The organism is Lutimaribacter saemankumensis (assembly GCF_900100005.1).
In the GTDB taxonomy this organism is placed as follows: Bacteria; Pseudomonadota; Alphaproteobacteria; order Rhodobacterales; family Rhodobacteraceae; genus Lutimaribacter; species Lutimaribacter saemankumensis.
In genome coordinates, this window is record NZ_FNEB01000011.1 from 31864 (window position 1) to 48552 (window position 16689).

General features: G+C 63.7%; 14 protein-coding genes. All 14 read left to right on the top strand.

Going from position 1 to position 16689, the window contains the following annotated elements:
* Nucleotides 1–4 precede the first annotated feature (4 nt).
* The 14 genes from BLT50_RS16980 to BLT50_RS17045 all read left to right on the top strand — a co-directional run bounded on the left by BLT50_RS16980 (nt 5) and on the right by BLT50_RS17045 (nt 16689).
* Complete coding sequence (locus BLT50_RS16980; protein WP_090030177.1) at nt 5–814, top strand: enoyl-CoA hydratase/isomerase family protein; 810 nt, start codon at nt 5–7, stop codon at nt 812–814.
* Complete coding sequence (locus tag BLT50_RS16985; RefSeq protein WP_090030179.1) at nt 811–2802, top strand: acetyl/propionyl/methylcrotonyl-CoA carboxylase subunit alpha; 1992 nt, start codon at nt 811–813, stop codon at nt 2800–2802. Before BLT50_RS16980 ends, BLT50_RS16985 begins: the two co-directional genes overlap by 4 nt.
* Nucleotide 2803: 1 nt before the next feature.
* The gene (locus BLT50_RS16990; protein WP_175491513.1) at nt 2804–4369 is read left to right on the top strand and encodes an acyl-CoA carboxylase subunit beta; all 1566 of its coding nucleotides are present in this window, start codon (nt 2804–2806) and stop codon (nt 4367–4369) included.
* A gap of 13 nt (nt 4370–4382) precedes the next feature.
* Entirely contained in the window at nt 4383–4604 is a 222-nt protein-coding gene (locus BLT50_RS16995) for a biotin/lipoyl-binding carrier protein (RefSeq protein WP_050930074.1), read from the top strand.
* 33 nt (nt 4605–4637) lie between these two features.
* Entirely contained in the window at nt 4638–5816 is a 1179-nt protein-coding gene (locus BLT50_RS17000) for an acetyl-CoA C-acetyltransferase (protein WP_090030184.1), read from the top strand.
* A 34-nt stretch (nt 5817–5850) separates the two neighbouring features.
* Complete coding sequence (locus tag BLT50_RS17005; RefSeq protein ID WP_090030186.1) at nt 5851–6309, top strand: DUF3237 domain-containing protein; 459 nt, start codon at nt 5851–5853, stop codon at nt 6307–6309.
* Nucleotides 6310–6335: 26 nt separating this feature from the next.
* Nucleotides 6336–7937 (top strand): AMP-binding protein, encoded by a 1602-nt coding sequence (locus BLT50_RS17010; protein ID WP_090030188.1) that lies wholly within the window; start codon nt 6336–6338, stop codon nt 7935–7937.
* A gap of 218 nt (nt 7938–8155) precedes the next feature.
* Nucleotides 8156–9253 carry a TRAP transporter substrate-binding protein gene (locus BLT50_RS17015; protein ID WP_082181944.1) on the top strand — a complete coding sequence of 366 codons (1098 nt, stop codon included), beginning with the start codon at nt 8156–8158 and terminating at the stop codon, nt 9251–9253.
* A 68-nt stretch (nt 9254–9321) separates the two neighbouring features.
* Complete coding sequence (locus BLT50_RS17020; protein WP_090030189.1) at nt 9322–9834, top strand: TRAP transporter small permease subunit; 513 nt, start codon at nt 9322–9324, stop codon at nt 9832–9834.
* Nucleotides 9831–11432, top strand: coding sequence for a TRAP transporter large permease (locus tag BLT50_RS17025; RefSeq protein ID WP_245723442.1), 1602 nt, complete (start codon nt 9831–9833; stop codon nt 11430–11432). The genes BLT50_RS17020 and BLT50_RS17025 overlap by 4 nt, the downstream gene beginning before the upstream one ends.
* A gap of 100 nt (nt 11433–11532) precedes the next feature.
* The gene (locus BLT50_RS17030) at nt 11533–12774 is read left to right on the top strand and encodes a cytochrome P450 (RefSeq protein ID WP_090030191.1); all 1242 of its coding nucleotides are present in this window, start codon (nt 11533–11535) and stop codon (nt 12772–12774) included.
* Nucleotides 12775–12780: 6 nt separating this feature from the next.
* Nucleotides 12781–14451, top strand: coding sequence for an AMP-binding protein (locus BLT50_RS17035; RefSeq protein WP_090030193.1), 1671 nt, complete (start codon nt 12781–12783; stop codon nt 14449–14451).
* Nucleotides 14448–15437, top strand: coding sequence for a zinc-dependent alcohol dehydrogenase family protein (locus BLT50_RS17040; RefSeq protein WP_090030197.1), 990 nt, complete (start codon nt 14448–14450; stop codon nt 15435–15437). Before BLT50_RS17035 ends, BLT50_RS17040 begins: the two co-directional genes overlap by 4 nt.
* Entirely contained in the window at nt 15430–16689 is a 1260-nt protein-coding gene (locus tag BLT50_RS17045; RefSeq protein WP_090030198.1) for a thiolase family protein, read from the top strand. The genes BLT50_RS17040 and BLT50_RS17045 overlap by 8 nt, the downstream gene beginning before the upstream one ends.

The window sequence follows — 16689 nt, forward strand, 5'->3', positions numbered from 1 at the left end:
AGGCATGAAAAACACCCCTCAAACCATTGAATTGATCCGGGATGGTCACTGGATGACCATCCACCTGAACCGCCCCGAGCGGCGCAACGCCATGACCCGGCAGATGACGTCTGAGTTGACCGAGGCGCTGCTGGCTCTGCGCGAAGATCGCAGCGTGCGCGGCATAACCCTGCGCGGCACTGGCGGATGGTTCTGCGCCGGGGGTGATCTGGCGGAATTCAAGGCCGATTTCCAAAGCGGCCCGCCCGATCGCGCCGATATCGAGTCCGCGAGCCGCGCGGCAGGCACGCTTTTTCACCTGCTGGACCGGATGCCCCAGGTCACTGTCGCGCTGGTCGAGGGCGGCGCCATGGCCGGTGGGCTGGGCCTGATGTGTGCCTGCGATATCTCGGTCGCGACCGAGGACGCCGCCTTTGCCCTGACCGAAACCACGCTGGGCATTCCACCGGCCCAAATCGCACCTTACGTGCGCGCACGGGTCGGCCTGGCCAAGGCGCGCCAACTGATGCTGACCGCCCCGCGCTTTACCGGTTTGGACGCCGGTAAACTGGGCCTCGTCAGCACCGTGGTTGCCGATGCCCAGGCGCTGGACGCCGAAGAAGCCAAGCTGCGCGAGGCTCTGCGCCGCTGTGCCCCCGGCGCCGTGGCCGTGACCAAGGACATCCTGCTGGGTCAGGCGGAAGATGACAGCATCGCCACCGCCGCCCGCGCCTTTGCCGGGTGCATCCTGTCCGACGAAGGCCGCGAAGGCATCGCCTCGTTCTTTGAAAAACGCCCGCCCTCCTGGGCCCGCGCGCCGGAGGATCAGGCATGAGCCGTTTCTCCTCTGTCCTTGTAGCCAACCGGGGCGAGATCGCCCTGCGCGTCATCCGCACCGCCCGCGCGATGGGCTATCGCACGCTGGCTGTCTATTCCGAGGCCGACGCGGGCGCGCCGCATATACGTGCAGCCGATGACGCGGCCTGCATCGGCCCGGCCCCCGCCACGCAAAGCTATTTGTCGATCGAGGCCATTCTCAAAGCCGCGAAAGAGCTTGGGGCCGAGGCGATCCACCCCGGCTATGGCTTCCTGTCGGAAAGCGCCGAGTTTGCTCGCGCCTGCGATGACGCCGGTCTGGTCTTCATCGGCCCGCCCGCCGAGGCCATCGCGCTGATGGGCAACAAGGCCGAGGCCAAACGGCGCATGCTGGACGCAGGTGTGCCGTGCGTGCCGGGATACGAGGGGGAGGACCAGTCCGAAGCCGCCCTTCAGGCCGCAGCCGAAAAGATCGGCGCGCCGCTCATGGTCAAAGCGGCAGCAGGCGGTGGCGGGCGCGGCATGCGGCTGGTCGAGGATTTGAAAACGCTGCCCAAGGCGCTCAGCGCCGCCGCGTCGGAGGCGGAAAACGCCTTCGGCTCGGGCGAGCTGATCCTGGAAAAAGCAATCCTGCGGCCCCGCCATGTGGAGGTGCAGGTCTTTGCCGATGACCATGGCACCACCGTGCATATGGGCGAACGCGATTGCTCGGTGCAACGCCGGCACCAGAAGGTGGTCGAAGAGGCCCCCTGCCCCGTCATGACGCCCGCGCTGCGCGCCGACATGGGTGCTGCTGCGGTGGAGGCCGCGCGCGCCATCGGGTATCGTGGCGCAGGCACGGTGGAGTTCCTGCTGGGCGATGACGGCCAGTTCTATTTCCTTGAGATGAACACCCGCCTGCAGGTGGAACATCCCGTCACCGAACTAATCACCGGCCTCGACCTGGTCGAGTTGCAGTTGCGCGTGGCCGAAGGCCGCCCGCTGGGGCTGACGCAGGACGACATCCGCCTTGACGGCCACGCCATCGAAGTCCGGCTTTATGCCGAGGATCCGGCAAAGAACTTCCTGCCTCGCACCGGGCAGATCCGCCTATGTGAACCGGCGCAATCCGAGGGGCTGCGCTTCGATATGGGTGTTGAGACCGGGCAGGAGATCTCACCCTTCTACGACCCGATGATTGGCAAGATGATCGCCTGGGGTCCGGATCGCGAGGCCGCGCGGCGCCGGCTGGTGGGCGGGTTGAAAGACAGCCTGCTGATCGGTCTGACCACCAACCAGCGCTTCCTGATCGACGTGCTGGAGGACGCCACCTTTGTCGACGGTCAGGCCACTACCGCCTTTATCGACGAACATTTCCCGAAAGCCCGCCGCGCCGCGCCGGAGGCGACGCTGCAAGACGCCGCTTGCGCCGCCGCGCTGCTTTATCGGCTGGAACGCGACACGCATCACGCGGCCAGTCTGGGCGTCCCCGCCGAGCTTCTCAACTGGGCCAGCGGCGGGCCGATGCCCACCCGGTTCGTGATGGGCGCGGGCGACACGCGCTTTGATGTGACAGTGACACCAGATGAAGACGGGCTTTTACGGATCGAGGCAGGCGAAACGCGGCATGTGATCGAGGTGCTGACCCTCACCGACACCCGCTGCACATTGCGGCTGGATGGAAAATCCCGATCCATGGGATACATTTGGCAGGACGGGGGCGCGATCACCTTGTCGCGCGACGGGAGAGTCCATGACTTTCAAAACCAGATCGCGCTGGCGGCTTCCGCGGAAGACGCCGCCGGCAGCGGGACCATCGCAGCCCCGATGCCCGGTCTGGTGCTGGAGGTTTCCGTCGCCGTCGGCGCCAAGGTGGCCAAGGGCGATGTGCTGGCGGTGATCGAAGCGATGAAGATGCAACATGAGATCCGCGCCGACATGGATGGTGTTGTGGCTGCGGTCGACGCGGCAGACGGTTTGCAGGTCAGCGCCGGAGACAGGCTGCTGCAGATCGACGGGGATGGATAAGATGAGCGAGACCTCAGCCGATAAACTGGCCGCCCTGCAGGCCGCGCGCGACGCGATCAGCGATGCAGGCCGGCCCGAGGCCGTTGCCAAGCGTCGGGCCGTTGGAATGGCCACCGCGCGCGAGCGGATCGACAAGCTGTTTGATCCGGGCAGTTTTCAGGAAATCGGCGGGTTGGTGGAGCCGGATCGCGGACATGAGATGAGCCGCGATCTGGTTGCTCCGGCAGATGGCGCAGTCACCGGAACGGGCCGGATCGGCGGGCGGCCGGTCAACGCGCTGGCGCAGGATTTCACCGTGCTGGGTGGGTCCATCGGCACGGTGGCGGATGCCAAATGCGGGCGGCTCGTCAAATTCAGCCGCGAGCGTGGCCAGCCGATGGTGATGCTGCTCGAAGGCGGCGGGCACCGCATTCAGGACGGCATGAACGCCGCGCATTTCGCCGCTGCCTCGCCGGTCTTTCGCGAATTGGCCTCGCTCTCGGGATGGGTGCCGATGGTGACCGCGATCATGGGTCAGGGCTTTGCCGGACCGACCGCCTATGCCTCGCTTTGCGACTTCGTGGTGATGCTGCGCGGCAAATCAACCATGGGGATCGCGGGCCCCGCGCTCGTCAAGGCGGGCACCACGACCGAGATCACGAAGGAAGAACTGGGCGGCGCGGATCGCCAGGCCGACGCGCAGGGCATCGCCGATCTGGCGGTGGAGACAGAGGAAGAGTGCCTGAACGCCATCGCGCGCTTCCTCTCCTACCTGCCGCAAAACGCGGGCGAAACGCCCCCGGTCATCCCCTGCGACGACCCCGCCGACCGGCGCGACGATGCGCTGCTGGATCTGGTGCCTGCAGACAGCCGCAAGGTCTACAACATGAAAAAGGTGATCCAGACGATCGCCGACGCAGGCAGCGTTTTCGAGCTGAAACCCGGATACGCCCGCAACATGATCACCGCCTTTGCGCGCCTCGGCGGGCGGCCCGTGGGCATCTTCGCCAACCAGCCGATGCGCAAGGGCGGCATTCTGGATGCGGCCGCCTGCGAGAAGGCCGCGCATTTCATCGCGATGTGCGATGCGTTCGGCCTGCCGCTGGTGTCGCTGATCGACATTCCGGGCATCTCGATCGGCCCCGCGGCCGAGGATACCGGGCTGGGCCGCCGCAGCGGGCGGCTGTTTTTTGAGATGGGGATTGCCACCGTACCCTTGGCCTCGGTCGTGCTGCGCAAGGGCTATGGCGGGGGGTATTACGCCATGGGCGGCGGACGCGCTTTTGACGCCACAATCGCCCTGGGATGGCCCACGGCGGAAATCTGCGCCATGTCCATCGAAGGGGCTGTCGACGTGGCCTATCGCAAGGATTACGAGGCCGCGCCCGACCCGCAAGCCCGCCGGGCCGAGCTGATCGAGATGATCCGGGGCCAGACCAGCGCGCTCGATGCCGCCAGCGGCTTCGGCCTAGACGACATCATCGACCCGCGCGACACACGCCGCATCCTGATCGAGACCTTCGCCAACAGCCCCGCCCGTCGCGCCGACCCTGCACCGGCGCGCCGCCGCCCGATATCGCCCATTTAAGACCGGAGAGAAGATGAGCCTGATCAATGTTGAATCCGAACTGGCCGGAACCGTCTGGTCCATCCCCGTCTCTCCCGGTGAGACGGTCGAGGAAGACGACCCGCTGGTGATGGTTGAATCGATGAAAATGGAGATCCCGATTTCCGCCCCGCGCGACGGCGTGGTGAAGGAAATCAAGGTCGCCGAGGGCGATCTGATCAGCGCTGGTCAGGTCGTCGTGATACTGGAAAGCTGAAATGCCAAACCCGCAGGAAAAGGGGGACTGACCATGCCCGAAGCCTATATCGTCGCCGCAACCCGCACCGCCGGAGGCCGCAAGGGCGGTCAGCTCTCGGGCTGGCATCCGGTCGATCTGGCCGCGCAAGTGCTGGATGATCTTGTCCGCCGCACCGGCGCTGACCCTGCCCGCATCGATGATGTGATCATGGGCTGCGTGTCGCAGATTGGTGAGCAATCCACCAACGTGGCGCGCGGGGCTGTATTGGCCTCGTCCCTGCCCGAAACGGTGCCCGCAACTTCGGTCGACCGGCAATGCGGATCCTCGCAACAGGCGCTGCAATTCGCGGCCCAAGCGGTGATGTCGGGCACGATGGACTGCGTGATCGCGTCTGGTGTGGAAAGCATGAGCCGCGTGCCCATCGGCACGCCGATGGATCTGCCGGAAAAGGCGGGGCTTGGGTTTTACAAAAGCCCGTTGATGGAAAAACGGTACCCGGATGTCTTCTTCAGCCAGTTCACCGGGGCCGAGATGGTCTGCAAGAACTGGGATCTGTCACGCGAAGAAATGGATCGCTTCTCGCTGGAAAGCCACCAGAAGGCCGCCGCCGCCACCAAGGCCGGCAAGTTCACGGATGAGATCGTGGCGGTGGAACAGCGCCTCCACGACGGATCGGTGCCCGGCCCGATGGCCGAGGCGGATGAAGGCATCCGCTATGACGCCAGTTACGAGGCGATCTCTCAGGTCCGGCTGCTGCAGGAAGGCGGACGTCTGACCGCCGCGTCGGCCAGCCAGATCTGCGACGGGGCCGCGGGGTTGATGGTGGTCAGTGAAAAGGGGCTGAAAGACCTGGGCGTCGAGCCGCTGGCGCGCATCCACCACATCTCGGTCCACGGCGGCGACCCGGTGGTGATGCTCGACACACCCATTGCCGCCACCAAGCGGGCGCTGGACCGGGCCGGTATGAAGATTAACGACATCGACCTTTACGAGGTGAACGAGGCCTTTGCCTCGATCCCGATGGCCTGGATGAAAGGCGTCGATGCCGATCCTGAGCGGCTGAACGTGCATGGCGGCGCCATTGCCTTGGGCCACCCGCTGGGCGGATCGGGGGCCAAGCTGATGGTGACGCTGGTGCACGCCCTGAAAGACCGCGGCAAACGCTATGGCCTGCAAACCATGTGCGAAGGCGGCGGGCAGGCGAACGTGACAATCGTCGAAAGGCTCTGACACCACCGGCCGCGCAATTTGGGAGGAGAGCGCGTTGGACCACCTGAAATCGGAATTCCTGTTCGAGATGTCGGCCGAGATCGAGCCGCTCCAACCCGTGGGCGCCACACCGGCCGGCAAACGCTATATAGCCTATGTGCGCGGCGGCACGTTCGAAGGCCCGCGCCTGAAGGGTCGAGTGTTACCGGGCGGCGGCGACTGGGTGTTGGTGCGGTCCGACCGCGTGTTCCAACTGGATGTGCGCATCACGCTGGAAACCGATGATGGCGCGCTGATCTACACCACATATCGCGGCGCGCGGCACGGCTCGGCCGATGTGATGCGCCGGATTGCTGCCGGCGAACCCGTGCGCGCAGACGAATATTACTTCCGCACCACGCCCTATTTCGAAACCGGGGCGGACACCTATGCCTGGCTCAATGGCATCGTTTCCGTCGGCATCGGCCAGGACCGGCCCGGCGGCGTCACCTACCGCGTGCATCAGATCCTCTAGGCCCCCACCAGAAAGGAGATCACACCATGGTTTACGACCCGCGCATACCCGCCAAGGAAGAGTGTGTTCTGGCCTATCAATTGGAACATTGGGCGGCCCGCAAACCCGATGATCTCTTCGTCAGTTTCGAAGGTGGCCCACGGTGGAGCTGGGCCGAGATGCTAGAGCAGACGCGCCGCGCCGCCGCAGCCTTTCAGGCGATGGGCGTGAAAAAGGGCGATCACGTGCTCTCGTGGCAGCCCAACTCATGGGAGGCGCTGCTGACATGGTTCGGGCTGAATTACCTCGGCGCGGTCTATGTGCCGGTGAACGTGGCCTATAAAGGCGCGCTCTTGGAACATGTGGTCAAGCTGTCGGACGCGAAACTGATGGTGTGCCATGCCGATCTGCTGGACCGTCTGGCCCAGATCGATTGCGGGGTTCTCTCGGATGTGATCGTCACCGGTGGAGAGGCGACGCTGGACGGGTTCACCTGCCACCCCGCCAGCGCCCTGCAAGCCGATACCGGCCTGACCGGCATCCCCGAAGAGATCGCGCCGTGGGACACGCAATACATCATCTTCACCTCCGGCACGACCGGCCCTTCCAAAGCCGTGCTGTCCTCCTACGTGCAGGGTCATGCGATGGGTCCGGTGGCGCATGACTACACCGAGGAAAGCGATCATACGCTGGTCAACCTGCCGCTTTTTCATGTGGGCGGAACGGTCTTTTTCAACATCGCGCTTGGCACCGGCAGCTCCTGCCATCTGGATACGCATTTCAAAACAGATGTCTTCTGGGACACGGTGCGGCGCGAAAAGATTACCAACACCCTGCTTCTGGGTGCGATCATCACCTTTCTCAACGGGCTGCCCGAACGCGATGACGATCAAGATCATACGCTGAAAAAATCCATCTGCGTGCCGTGGAACGACGATGCGCGCAAGCTGGGCAAACGGCACGGCATCACGGTGCGCACCACCTTCAACATGACCGAGATTTCCTCGCCCATGGTGTCAGACCCCTACCCGCCTGAAAACGGGACCTGCGGCGTGCTGCGCCCCGGGGTCGAGGCGCGCGTGGTGGATGAAAACGACTGCGAGCTGCCCCCCGGCGTAGCTGGCGAACTGATCGTGCGCACCGATACCGTCTGGGGGCTGAACCACGGCTATTACAAAAACCCCGAAGCCACGGCCAAAGCCTGGCGCAATGGCTGGTTCCACACGGGCGATGCGTTCAAATATGACGAGGCCGGGTATTTCTATTTCGTCGACCGCATCAAGGACGCGATCCGGCGGCGCGGCGAAAACATCTCCTCCTTCGAGGTGGAGGCCGAGGTCAACGCCCACCCCGATGTCGCCGAAAGCGCCGCCGTCCCGGTGCCCAGCGCCTTCAACGAAGACGAGGTTCTGGTCGTTGTCGTCCCCGCCAAGGGCCGCACGATCGACCCCGAAGCACTGTTCGACCATCTGCGCGACCGCATGGCCCATTTCATGCTGCCGCACTACATCCGCGTGATCGACGATCTGCCAAAAACACCCACCCAAAAGGTGCAAAAACACATCCTGCGCGATGCAGGGGTGACGAAGGATACCTGGAACAGGGAAGCCGCCGGCATCACCGTCAAACGCGAGAAGATCGGCAGCTAGCGCGACCGCACCAGGTCGTGATCACAGGGGAGGATGACACAAGAAAGAACACCCAGGCGCATTTCACCAAGCAATCGTTTGGTTGACTAAATGCCGTATCTCACTGACACTCACCTGCAAGGCCAGACCGACGCTGCACATAAATCCGGTCTTGCAAAAACCAAACCGTGCAGCTCTTTAGCGGAGCTTGCTCCGGCAAATGCTTAGGGAGGAAAAGCATGACACTCAATCGCCGTAAGTTCTTGAAAACCGGGGCCATTGCTGCGCCTGCCGCACTGGCTGCGCCGGCATATGCGCAAGGCAAACGCACCCTGCAGATGGTCATGTCCTGGCCACACAACTTCCCCGGCCTGGCTTCGATGGCCTATAATTTCCGGGATTTCCTCGATCAGATGACCGACGGGGAACTCACCGTCGATGTCGCCGCAGCCGGTGAGCTGGTAGCCAGCTTCGAGGTCTATGACGCCGTGGGCTCAGGTGCGGCAGACTGTCTGCACTCCACCCCCGTTTACCTGACCGGCCAATGGCAACCGGCGGCCTTCTTCTCGCAGATCCCGTTTGGCCTCACTGCGGTCGAACATATGGGCTGGATGTATCACGGTGGCGGTCAGGAGTTGCAGCAAAAAGCCTTCCGCGAAATGGTCGGCGTGATCCCCTTCACCTGCGGCCAGACCGGCATCCAGATGGCCGGTTGGTTCAACAAGGAGATCAACAACCTCGAAGACCTGCGCGGCATCACCATGCGGATCCCGGGCCTTGGTGGCGAGGTCATGCGCCGCGTGGGCGCCAACGCGGTGCTAATCCCCGCGCAAGAGGTGTTCCCGGCTCTGCAATCGGGTGCGCTTGATGCGACCGAGCTGCAGGGCCCGTGGCTGGACACTGTGTCGGGCTTCTACCAGCACGCCAAGTTCTACTATGCGCCGGGCTTCCAGGAGCCCAACTCCGCCGGTGAAATCGCCATCAACGCGGACGTGTGGGATGAACTGGGTCCGAAAAACCAGGCCATCGTGCAGCGCGTGATCGAATCCATCAACTCGATCAACGTGGGCGCGTGGGCTTACAACAACGCCCAGTTCTTCCAAACACTGAAGAACGAGCATAACGTCGATGTACGCAGCTATCCGCAGGATGTGATCGACGCGCTGGTCGAAAAATCCGCCGAAACCGTCGCCGAGCTGGGTGAGGTCGATGAGATGTCGGGCGAAATCTATGCCAGCTATTCGGATTACCTGAACAAGGCTGTCGAGTATTCGATGGCGGCAGAGGTGCCCTTCTATCGCGCCCGCGCCCAACAGGCCGAGGCGATGAAAGGCTGATCTCGCACCTATCGCGCATCCGCTACCTGCGGGTGCGCGCCTATCTTCAAGGCATGTGAACCCTCTCAATGCTCCTTATCGCCGACATGATTGACCGGATCACCGTTCTGGTGGGCAAAGTGCTGGCCTGCCTGATGATCCCGCTTGTGCTGCTGGTCTTTGCCAACGCGGTCCTGCGCTATGTCTTCGGCCTGGGCCATGTTTGGCTGTTCGAGGCGATCGGCTATTGCTTTGCCATCCTTGCCGTGGGTTTGGCCGGGTGGGCCATGAAGGAAAACGAACATGTGCGCGTGGACATCTTCTATTCGATGATGAGCCTTCGCAAAAAGGCGATCATCGACATCCTCGGCACGGTTTTTTTCATCGGCCCCTTCCTGTGGCTCATGTGGGATCGGTCGCTGCCTTACGTGCAACGGTCCTGGAAAACCCGCGAAGGGTCGATGGAAATCTCAGGCATTCCCTATGTCTGGCTTCTCAAGACCTGCCTTTTGACGTTCTGCGTCCTGCTGGGGCTGGCGGCCATAGCGTTCCTTCTGCGCGCCATCAATGACGTGATCACCGGCGGAGAGGACACACCGTGATCGACTGGCTGATGACCCATCCGGATATCTGGATGTTTATCGTGACGATTGCCCTGATGCTTCTGGGCTTTCCGGTCGCCTTCACTCTGGCCGGGGTGGCACTGAGTTTTGCCTTTCTGGCGGGCGAGCTGGGTCTTTTCCGCGTCGCCACGCTGAATTTCCTGCCGCAACGAGTCTGGGCTGTTCTGAACAACAGCGTGATCGTTGCGGCCCCGCTCTTCATTTTCATGGGGCTTTTGCTGGAACGCTCCAAAGTGGCCGAACAGATGCTTACCGCCATGGCACGCCTTTTCGGCGAAAAACCCGGCGGTCTTTTGATCGCCACCACGCTGGTGGGCGCATTGATGGCCGCATCCACCGGCATCGTGGGGGCGACGGTCGTGACCATGGGCGTGCTGGCGCTGCCCGTGATGCTGCGCAACGGCTATGACCCGGCCAGTGCCTCGGGCGCGATCTGTGCGGCGGGTACGCTGGGCCAGATCATCCCGCCCTCGATCGTGCTGGTGTTCTTGGGCGATTTCCTGACATTCGCGAACCAGCAGGCCAACTTGACGATGGGCAACCCGTCAGGCCGCAGCGTCGGTGTTGCGGACCTTTTTGCCGGGTGCCTGATCCCCGGTCTCATTCTTGTGGGCCTTTACCTTGTGTGGCAACTGACGCTCACCTGGCGCAATCCGCACATGGCCCCCGCCCTGCCCCCCGAAGCCATCCGCCTTGACGCGCAAGGTGTCGAGATGGAGGCCGAGACCACCGCCCAACTGATCATCCGCGCGCTCGCCGCACCCCTTCTTCTGATCGTCGCAGTGCTGGGCTCCATCCTCGCCGGTGTCGCCACACCAACCGAAGCCTCAGGCGTGGGCGCGGTCGGCGCGCTCTTCCTCGCGGCCTGGCGCGAAAGCGCGCGCGCACGGCCCCTGATCATGGCCTCGGTGGCAAGTGCTGCGATCATCGTGATCCTGTTGATGATCTTCGACATGCGCCTGGGCCGCGAGATCACGTCTGCAGGCGAACAACTGGCGATCTGGGCCAGTTTCGCCTTCAGCGGGATCATCTGTCTGGGTGTGATCGCCAGCCTCTGGGTGACCTTCCGCAGCGGGTCGCTGATGGATGTCACGTTCCGCACGGCCCGCATCACAGCGATGATCTTTACCGTGCTCATCGGCGCCACGCTTTTCACCCTCGTCTTCCGGGGATTGGGCGGAGAGGACACCATTCACGAATTCATGTCCGGCATCCCCGCAGGCCTGACCGGCGCGATGATCTTTACCATGGTGCTGATGTTCATCCTGGGCTTCTTTCTGGATTTCCTGGAAATCATCTTCATCCTCGTGCCCGTGCTCTGCCCGGTCCTGATCGTCATGGGGGCCGATCCCGTCTGGCTGGGCGTGATGATCGCGCTGAACCTGCAAACCTCGTTCCTGACACCGCCTTTTGGCTTTGCGCTTTTCTATCTGCGCGGCGTCGCCCCGCCCAGCGTGGCCACGATGGAGATCTGGCGCGGTGCCACACCTTACATCGGGTTGCAGATCTTCACCCTGCTGATCCTGGCGCTGTACCCGCCCACGGCAACCTGGCTACCGTCGCTGATCCTGCAATGAGCTTGGGCCAGGTGCTTGAATATTGGGCTAAGGACGACTAGAACTACTGTATTAATCAAACGAACGTTTGGTAGATGCGATTACTCTGGGAGGACATCACATGACCGCCGCGCATACCGCAGAAGATATCATCTATGATCCTTCGGACCCTGCCGTCATGGCCGATCCGTTCCCGGTCTATGCCCGCTTGCGCGAACACGACCCGGTGCATTGGAGCCCCTCTCTGAAATCCTGGATCATCACGCGTTATACCGATGTGCGCGACCTGCTCTTGTCTGACGATCTGTCGGTCAAGCGGCTGACGCAGTTTTATAACGCCCTGCCGCCAGCCGATGCCGAACTGCTCAAGGACATCATCCACTATCTCAACCTCTGGCTTGCTTTCCGCGATCCGCCCGATCACACGCGGGTGCGCCGGATCATGCGCCACGCCTTCACGGCCAAGGCCATCGAAGACATGCGCCCGCAGATTATCGAGATCACGGATATGCTGCTGGATCGGCTGGAGACCAAAGGCAAGAACGACGTGGACCTCATCCGCGAATACGCGCTGCAACTGCCCGCCTTTGTGATCATGGACCTGCTGGATGTGCCGCGCGACATGCTGGACGACTTCAAGGAATGGTCCGACGACATGGCCGTCTTCATCGGCGGCGCGCGCAATTCGGGCGACAAATACGAACGCGCCGCGCGTGGTTGCCAGAAAATGTCATCCTATTTCGCCCAGCTGATCAAGGAACGCACGGAAAACCCCAAGCCCGGTTTCCTGATGGACCTGATCAACGCCCGCGACGAAGGCGACAAACTCAGCGAGGACGAGCTGATCGCCACCTGCATCCTTGTCCTTTTCGCCGGGCACGAGACGACGACCAACCTGATCGGCAACGCCACGCTTCTGCTGCTGCGCCACCCTGATCAGCTGGCCAAGCTCAAAGCCGACCCTGCCCTGATCGACAGCACGATCGAAGAAGTGCTGCGCTTTGACGGCCCCACGAATGCGCTTGTCCGCGTGGCCGCGCAGGATCACGACCTGCACGGGCGGCAGATCCGCGAGGGCGAGCGCGTCTTTGTGATGGTCAATTCCGCCAACCGCGATCCGCGCATGTTTGACGATGCCGACCGCTTCGACATCACCCGCCAGCAGAACCGCCACCTGACCTTCGGACAAGGCATACACCTCTGTCTTGGCGCGAAACTCGCGCGGGAGGAAGGGCGCATCGCCGTCGAACGGCTCTTTGCCCGCTTCCCGGACCTCGCCCTTGATCCGTCTGCGCCACCCGAATGGCTCGACGCGATGGTCCCGCGCGGCACACGACGCCTGCCTGTCCTGTTGCGCGGCTGAACCGCGATGGCCCGCGCGCTTCCCCCACAGATCGACGGCACGCCCGCCCGCGAGGCGGCCGAGGCGCTCGCCGCCCGGTGCGACACCGCCTATGAGGCCTTTGCCAAAGCCGCTCAGATGCATCCCGATCTGCCTTTCCTGTGCGTGCCGCCGCGCGAGGGGCGCGCCTATCACCCGGACGGGTTTGAGGTGACGTACGGCGACGCGCTGGCAAAGGTTCAGAGCCGCATCGACCGGCTACGCGCGGCAGGCTACGGCGCGGGCCATCGCGTGGCCCTGATGCTTGATAACCGGCCCGAACATATCTTCACCCAGCTCGCGCTTTATGCGCTGCAGGCCACGCAGGTGCCGGTCAATCCCGACTATCTGGACCACGAACTCACATACCTGCTGGAGCATTCCGAGGCCGACCTGGCCTTTGGTCTGCCCCACAATATCGACCAGCTTCAACGCGTTGCGGGCAAGCTGGGCGTCGCGGCGGTTTTAGAGACCGATCCGCTCCCTCAAGCATCGAGCGCGCCTCACCCCCGCGGCACCGGACGTCAGGCCGAGGCCGCGCTGATCTACACCTCTGGCACCACGGGGCGGCCCAAGGGCTGCGTGATCGATCACGAATACCATTTCGCCGTGGGCCTCGCCTATGCCCGCCTGGGCGGACGGCTGGCGCTGCAGTTGCGCGCCGACCGCATCTTTGTACCCCTGCCGGTTTTCCACGTGAACGCTGGCATCAACACACTGACCGCGCTGATCCTGACCGGCAACTGCCTGATCCTGCCCGACCGGTTCCACCCGGCCAGCTGGTGGCAGGACATCGTCACCACCCGCGCGACCGCGATGCACTACCTCGGGATCATCCCGCCCATCCTTTTGAAACGCGACTCTGAGCCGGCCGAGGAGCAACACACCTTGCGCTTCGGCCTCGGCGCAGGGCTTGAACCGCGCATTCATCAGGAGTTCGAAGACCGCTTCGGCGTGCCCATGGTCGAGGTCTGGGGCATGACCGAAACCGGCCGCTTCCTCGGAGATTGCATCGAACCACGCCGCATCCACACTCGCGCCTTTGGCACAGCGACCCCTGATCTGGATGCCCGCGTCGTTGACGAGGCTGGCGCGCCCGTCCCCCCCGGCACCGAAGGCGAATTGGTCGTGCGCGCCCACGGCCCCGACCCGCGCCAGGGCTTCTTCCGCGAATACCTGAAAAACCCCGACGCCACCGCCGAGGCGTGGCGCTCAGGCTGGTTTCACACCGGCGATGTGGTGGTCCAAGAACCTGACGGCATGCTGCATTTCGTGGAACGGCGCAAAAACATCATCAGGCGCTCGGGCGAAAACATCTCGGCCGCCGAAGTGGGAAACGCCCTGATCGGCCACCCGGCGGTCGAGGCCGTCGCCGTCATCGGCGTGACAGACGAGATGCGCGACGAGGAGGTGATGGCCTGCATCCTGCCCAAACCCGGCACCCCCCGCGACGCCGACACCGCACGGGCCATCTTTGACAGCGCGCGTGAACTGGTGGCCTATTACAAGCTGCCCGGCTGGGCGGCTTTCGTCGATGATCTGCCGCGCACCGGCACGCAGAAGGTGCGCAAGGGCCTGATCTTTCCCGATGTGGACGACCCGCGCAGCGCCCCGGGCGTGGTGGACCTGCGCGATCTCAAGAAACGGAGCAAGGCATGAAACGCGCGATCTTCCGACAACATGGCGACCCGGCCAAGGTGATCGAGATCATCGAAGAGGACGACCCCACCCCCGGCCCCTTCGAGGTGCGTGTGCGCAATCAGGTGATGACGATCAACCCCGCCGATCTGCTCTCGATCGAAGGGCGCTATGGTGCCGAACCGATCACCCTGCCCGCCACTCCCGGAGTAGGGGCCTATGGTATCGTGGATGCGGTGGGCGAAGGGGTCACACGGCTTTCCATCGGCGATGCCGTGCTGCCCGTGGGCGGTGGGTTTTGGGCCGATACCCTGATCCTGCACGAACGCATGGCACCAAAGGCCCCGGCGGGCGCGGATCCCGAACAGGCCGCCCTGATGCGCGCCAATCCGGGCACGGCCCACCTGGTGCTGACCGATATCGTCGATCTGCAACCGGGCGACTGGGTCGTGCAGAACGCCGCCAATTCCAACGTGGGCCGTATGGTCATCCGCTTTGCCCGTGAACGTGGGCTGCACACAGTCAACATCGTCCGCCGCGCGGATGTGGCCGAGGCGCTGACGGCCGATGGCGCGGACGCCGTCATCGTGGACGAAGGCCAAGACCTCGCCGCCGCCATCGCCGCAGCCGCAGATGCCGCGCCAAAACTTGCCCTGGATGCCGTGGGCGGCACCGCCACCCGCGCCCTTGGCGGAGCACTGGCCGATCGCGGCACGGTGGTGGCCTATGGCCTCCTTTCGGGCCAACCGAACGAGATGGACGCGCGCGATGTCGTCTTCCGCGATGTGCGGCTGCAGGGCTTCTGGCTTTTCGATTGGTACCGCACCGCGACCCCCGACAAGATGCGCGAACTGCATGCGTTCCTTGAGGCCAAACTGGCCGAAGGTGTGCTGCAAACGGATGTGGACGCGCGCTATCCGCTCGATCAGATCAAAGAGGCCGTCGCCCATGCCGCGCGCGGTGGCCGCAACGGAAAAATCCTTCTGAAAGGAGACCACAATGCGTGATGTTTATGTGCTTGCCACCTCCTGTACCGCCTTCGGCAAACGCCCCGGGGACAGCTTCAAGGACCTGACCCGCGAGGCTTATCTGGACGTGATCACCGATGCTGGTTGGGACAACGGTGATGCCATCGAACAGGCCTGGTTCGGCAATTGCGGCATGGGCACCTTTGGTCAACGCAACATCCGCGGGCAGGTCTGCTTCACCCCACTGGTGCGCGAGGGGCTTTTCCCCGAACGGGTGCCTATGATCAACGTGGAAGGCGGCTGCGCGACGGCGTCAATGGCCTTCCATGGCGCGTGGAAAGACGTGGCTTCGGGCGATATGGACGTGTCTTTGGCCATCGGCGTCGAAAAAACCTTCGTGCAAGGCGACGCCGCCCGCACGCTGGAAATCTTCGAAGGCGGCATCGACCAGATGGACCCGCAGGAATGGCACGACTATTACGCCAAGCGCGGGGAAGAGGCAGGCAAACCCTTCGACCCCAACGCCGCCGGCGGCACAGTCTTCATGGACACCTACGCGATGCAGGCCGCCTGGCACATGAAGACCTACGGCACCACGCAAGAACAGATCGCCATCGCCGCATCGAAAAACCACTGGCACGGGTCGATGAACCCCAAGGCACAGTATCGCTTCGAGGTTCCGGTGGAAGAGGCGCTGGCCGATCGCGAGGTCTCCTGGCCCATCACGCGCTCCATGGCCGCGCCCATCGGCGACGGGGCGGCTGCTGCGATCCTCGTGTCGGAAGAGGTCCTCGCGCGCCAACCCAAGGACATCCGCGACCGCGCGGTCAAGGTCCGCGCCTCGGTCCTGACAGGCGGCAAGTATCGCGATCCGTCAGAACCGGGCCTCAGCCGCGTGGCCGCGCAGAAGGCCTATGCCAAGTCCGGGCTGACGCCCGCGGATGTCGACCTGATCGAACTGCACGATGCCACGTCGTTCTGCGAGATCTTCCAGCTGGAGATGTTGGGCTTTGCCGAGGATGGCAAAGGCGGCAAGCTGGTCGAACATGGTGCGACCAAGCTGGGCGGCCGCCTGCCGGTCAACCTGTCGGGCGGATTGGTGTCCAAGGGGCACCCGGTGGGTGCCACGGGCCTGTCGATGATCCATGAACTGGCGCTGCAACTGCGCGGCGAAGCGGGTGACCGGCAAACGGGTCGCGCGCGCATCGCGCTGGCGGAAAATGGCGGCGGTGTGATCGGCTTTGACGAGGCCGCCTGCTCCGTGATCCTTCTGGAAGCGCCCTCCGCGTGA

What these genes read in the sequence shown, in the direction of transcription:
- BLT50_RS16980 (WP_090030177.1), top strand. Translation starts at nt 5, where the DNA reads ATGAAAAACACCCCTCAAACCATTGAATTGATCCGGGATGGTCACTGG.
- BLT50_RS16985 (WP_090030179.1), top strand. Translation starts at nt 811, where the DNA reads ATGAGCCGTTTCTCCTCTGTCCTTGTAGCCAACCGGGGCGAGATCGCC.
- BLT50_RS16990 (WP_175491513.1), top strand. Translation starts at nt 2,804, where the DNA reads ATGAGCGAGACCTCAGCCGATAAACTGGCCGCCCTGCAGGCCGCGCGC.
- BLT50_RS16995 (WP_050930074.1), top strand. Translation starts at nt 4,383, where the DNA reads ATGAGCCTGATCAATGTTGAATCCGAACTGGCCGGAACCGTCTGGTCC.
- BLT50_RS17000 (WP_090030184.1), top strand. Translation starts at nt 4,638, where the DNA reads ATGCCCGAAGCCTATATCGTCGCCGCAACCCGCACCGCCGGAGGCCGC.
- BLT50_RS17010 (WP_090030188.1), top strand. Translation starts at nt 6,336, where the DNA reads ATGGTTTACGACCCGCGCATACCCGCCAAGGAAGAGTGTGTTCTGGCC.
- BLT50_RS17015 (WP_082181944.1), top strand. Translation starts at nt 8,156, where the DNA reads ATGACACTCAATCGCCGTAAGTTCTTGAAAACCGGGGCCATTGCTGCG.
- BLT50_RS17020 (WP_090030189.1), top strand. Translation starts at nt 9,322, where the DNA reads ATGCTCCTTATCGCCGACATGATTGACCGGATCACCGTTCTGGTGGGC.
- BLT50_RS17030 (WP_090030191.1), top strand. Translation starts at nt 11,533, where the DNA reads ATGACCGCCGCGCATACCGCAGAAGATATCATCTATGATCCTTCGGAC.
- BLT50_RS17035 (WP_090030193.1), top strand. Translation starts at nt 12,781, where the DNA reads ATGGCCCGCGCGCTTCCCCCACAGATCGACGGCACGCCCGCCCGCGAG.
- BLT50_RS17040 (WP_090030197.1), top strand. Translation starts at nt 14,448, where the DNA reads ATGAAACGCGCGATCTTCCGACAACATGGCGACCCGGCCAAGGTGATC.
- BLT50_RS17045 (WP_090030198.1), top strand. Translation starts at nt 15,430, where the DNA reads ATGCGTGATGTTTATGTGCTTGCCACCTCCTGTACCGCCTTCGGCAAA.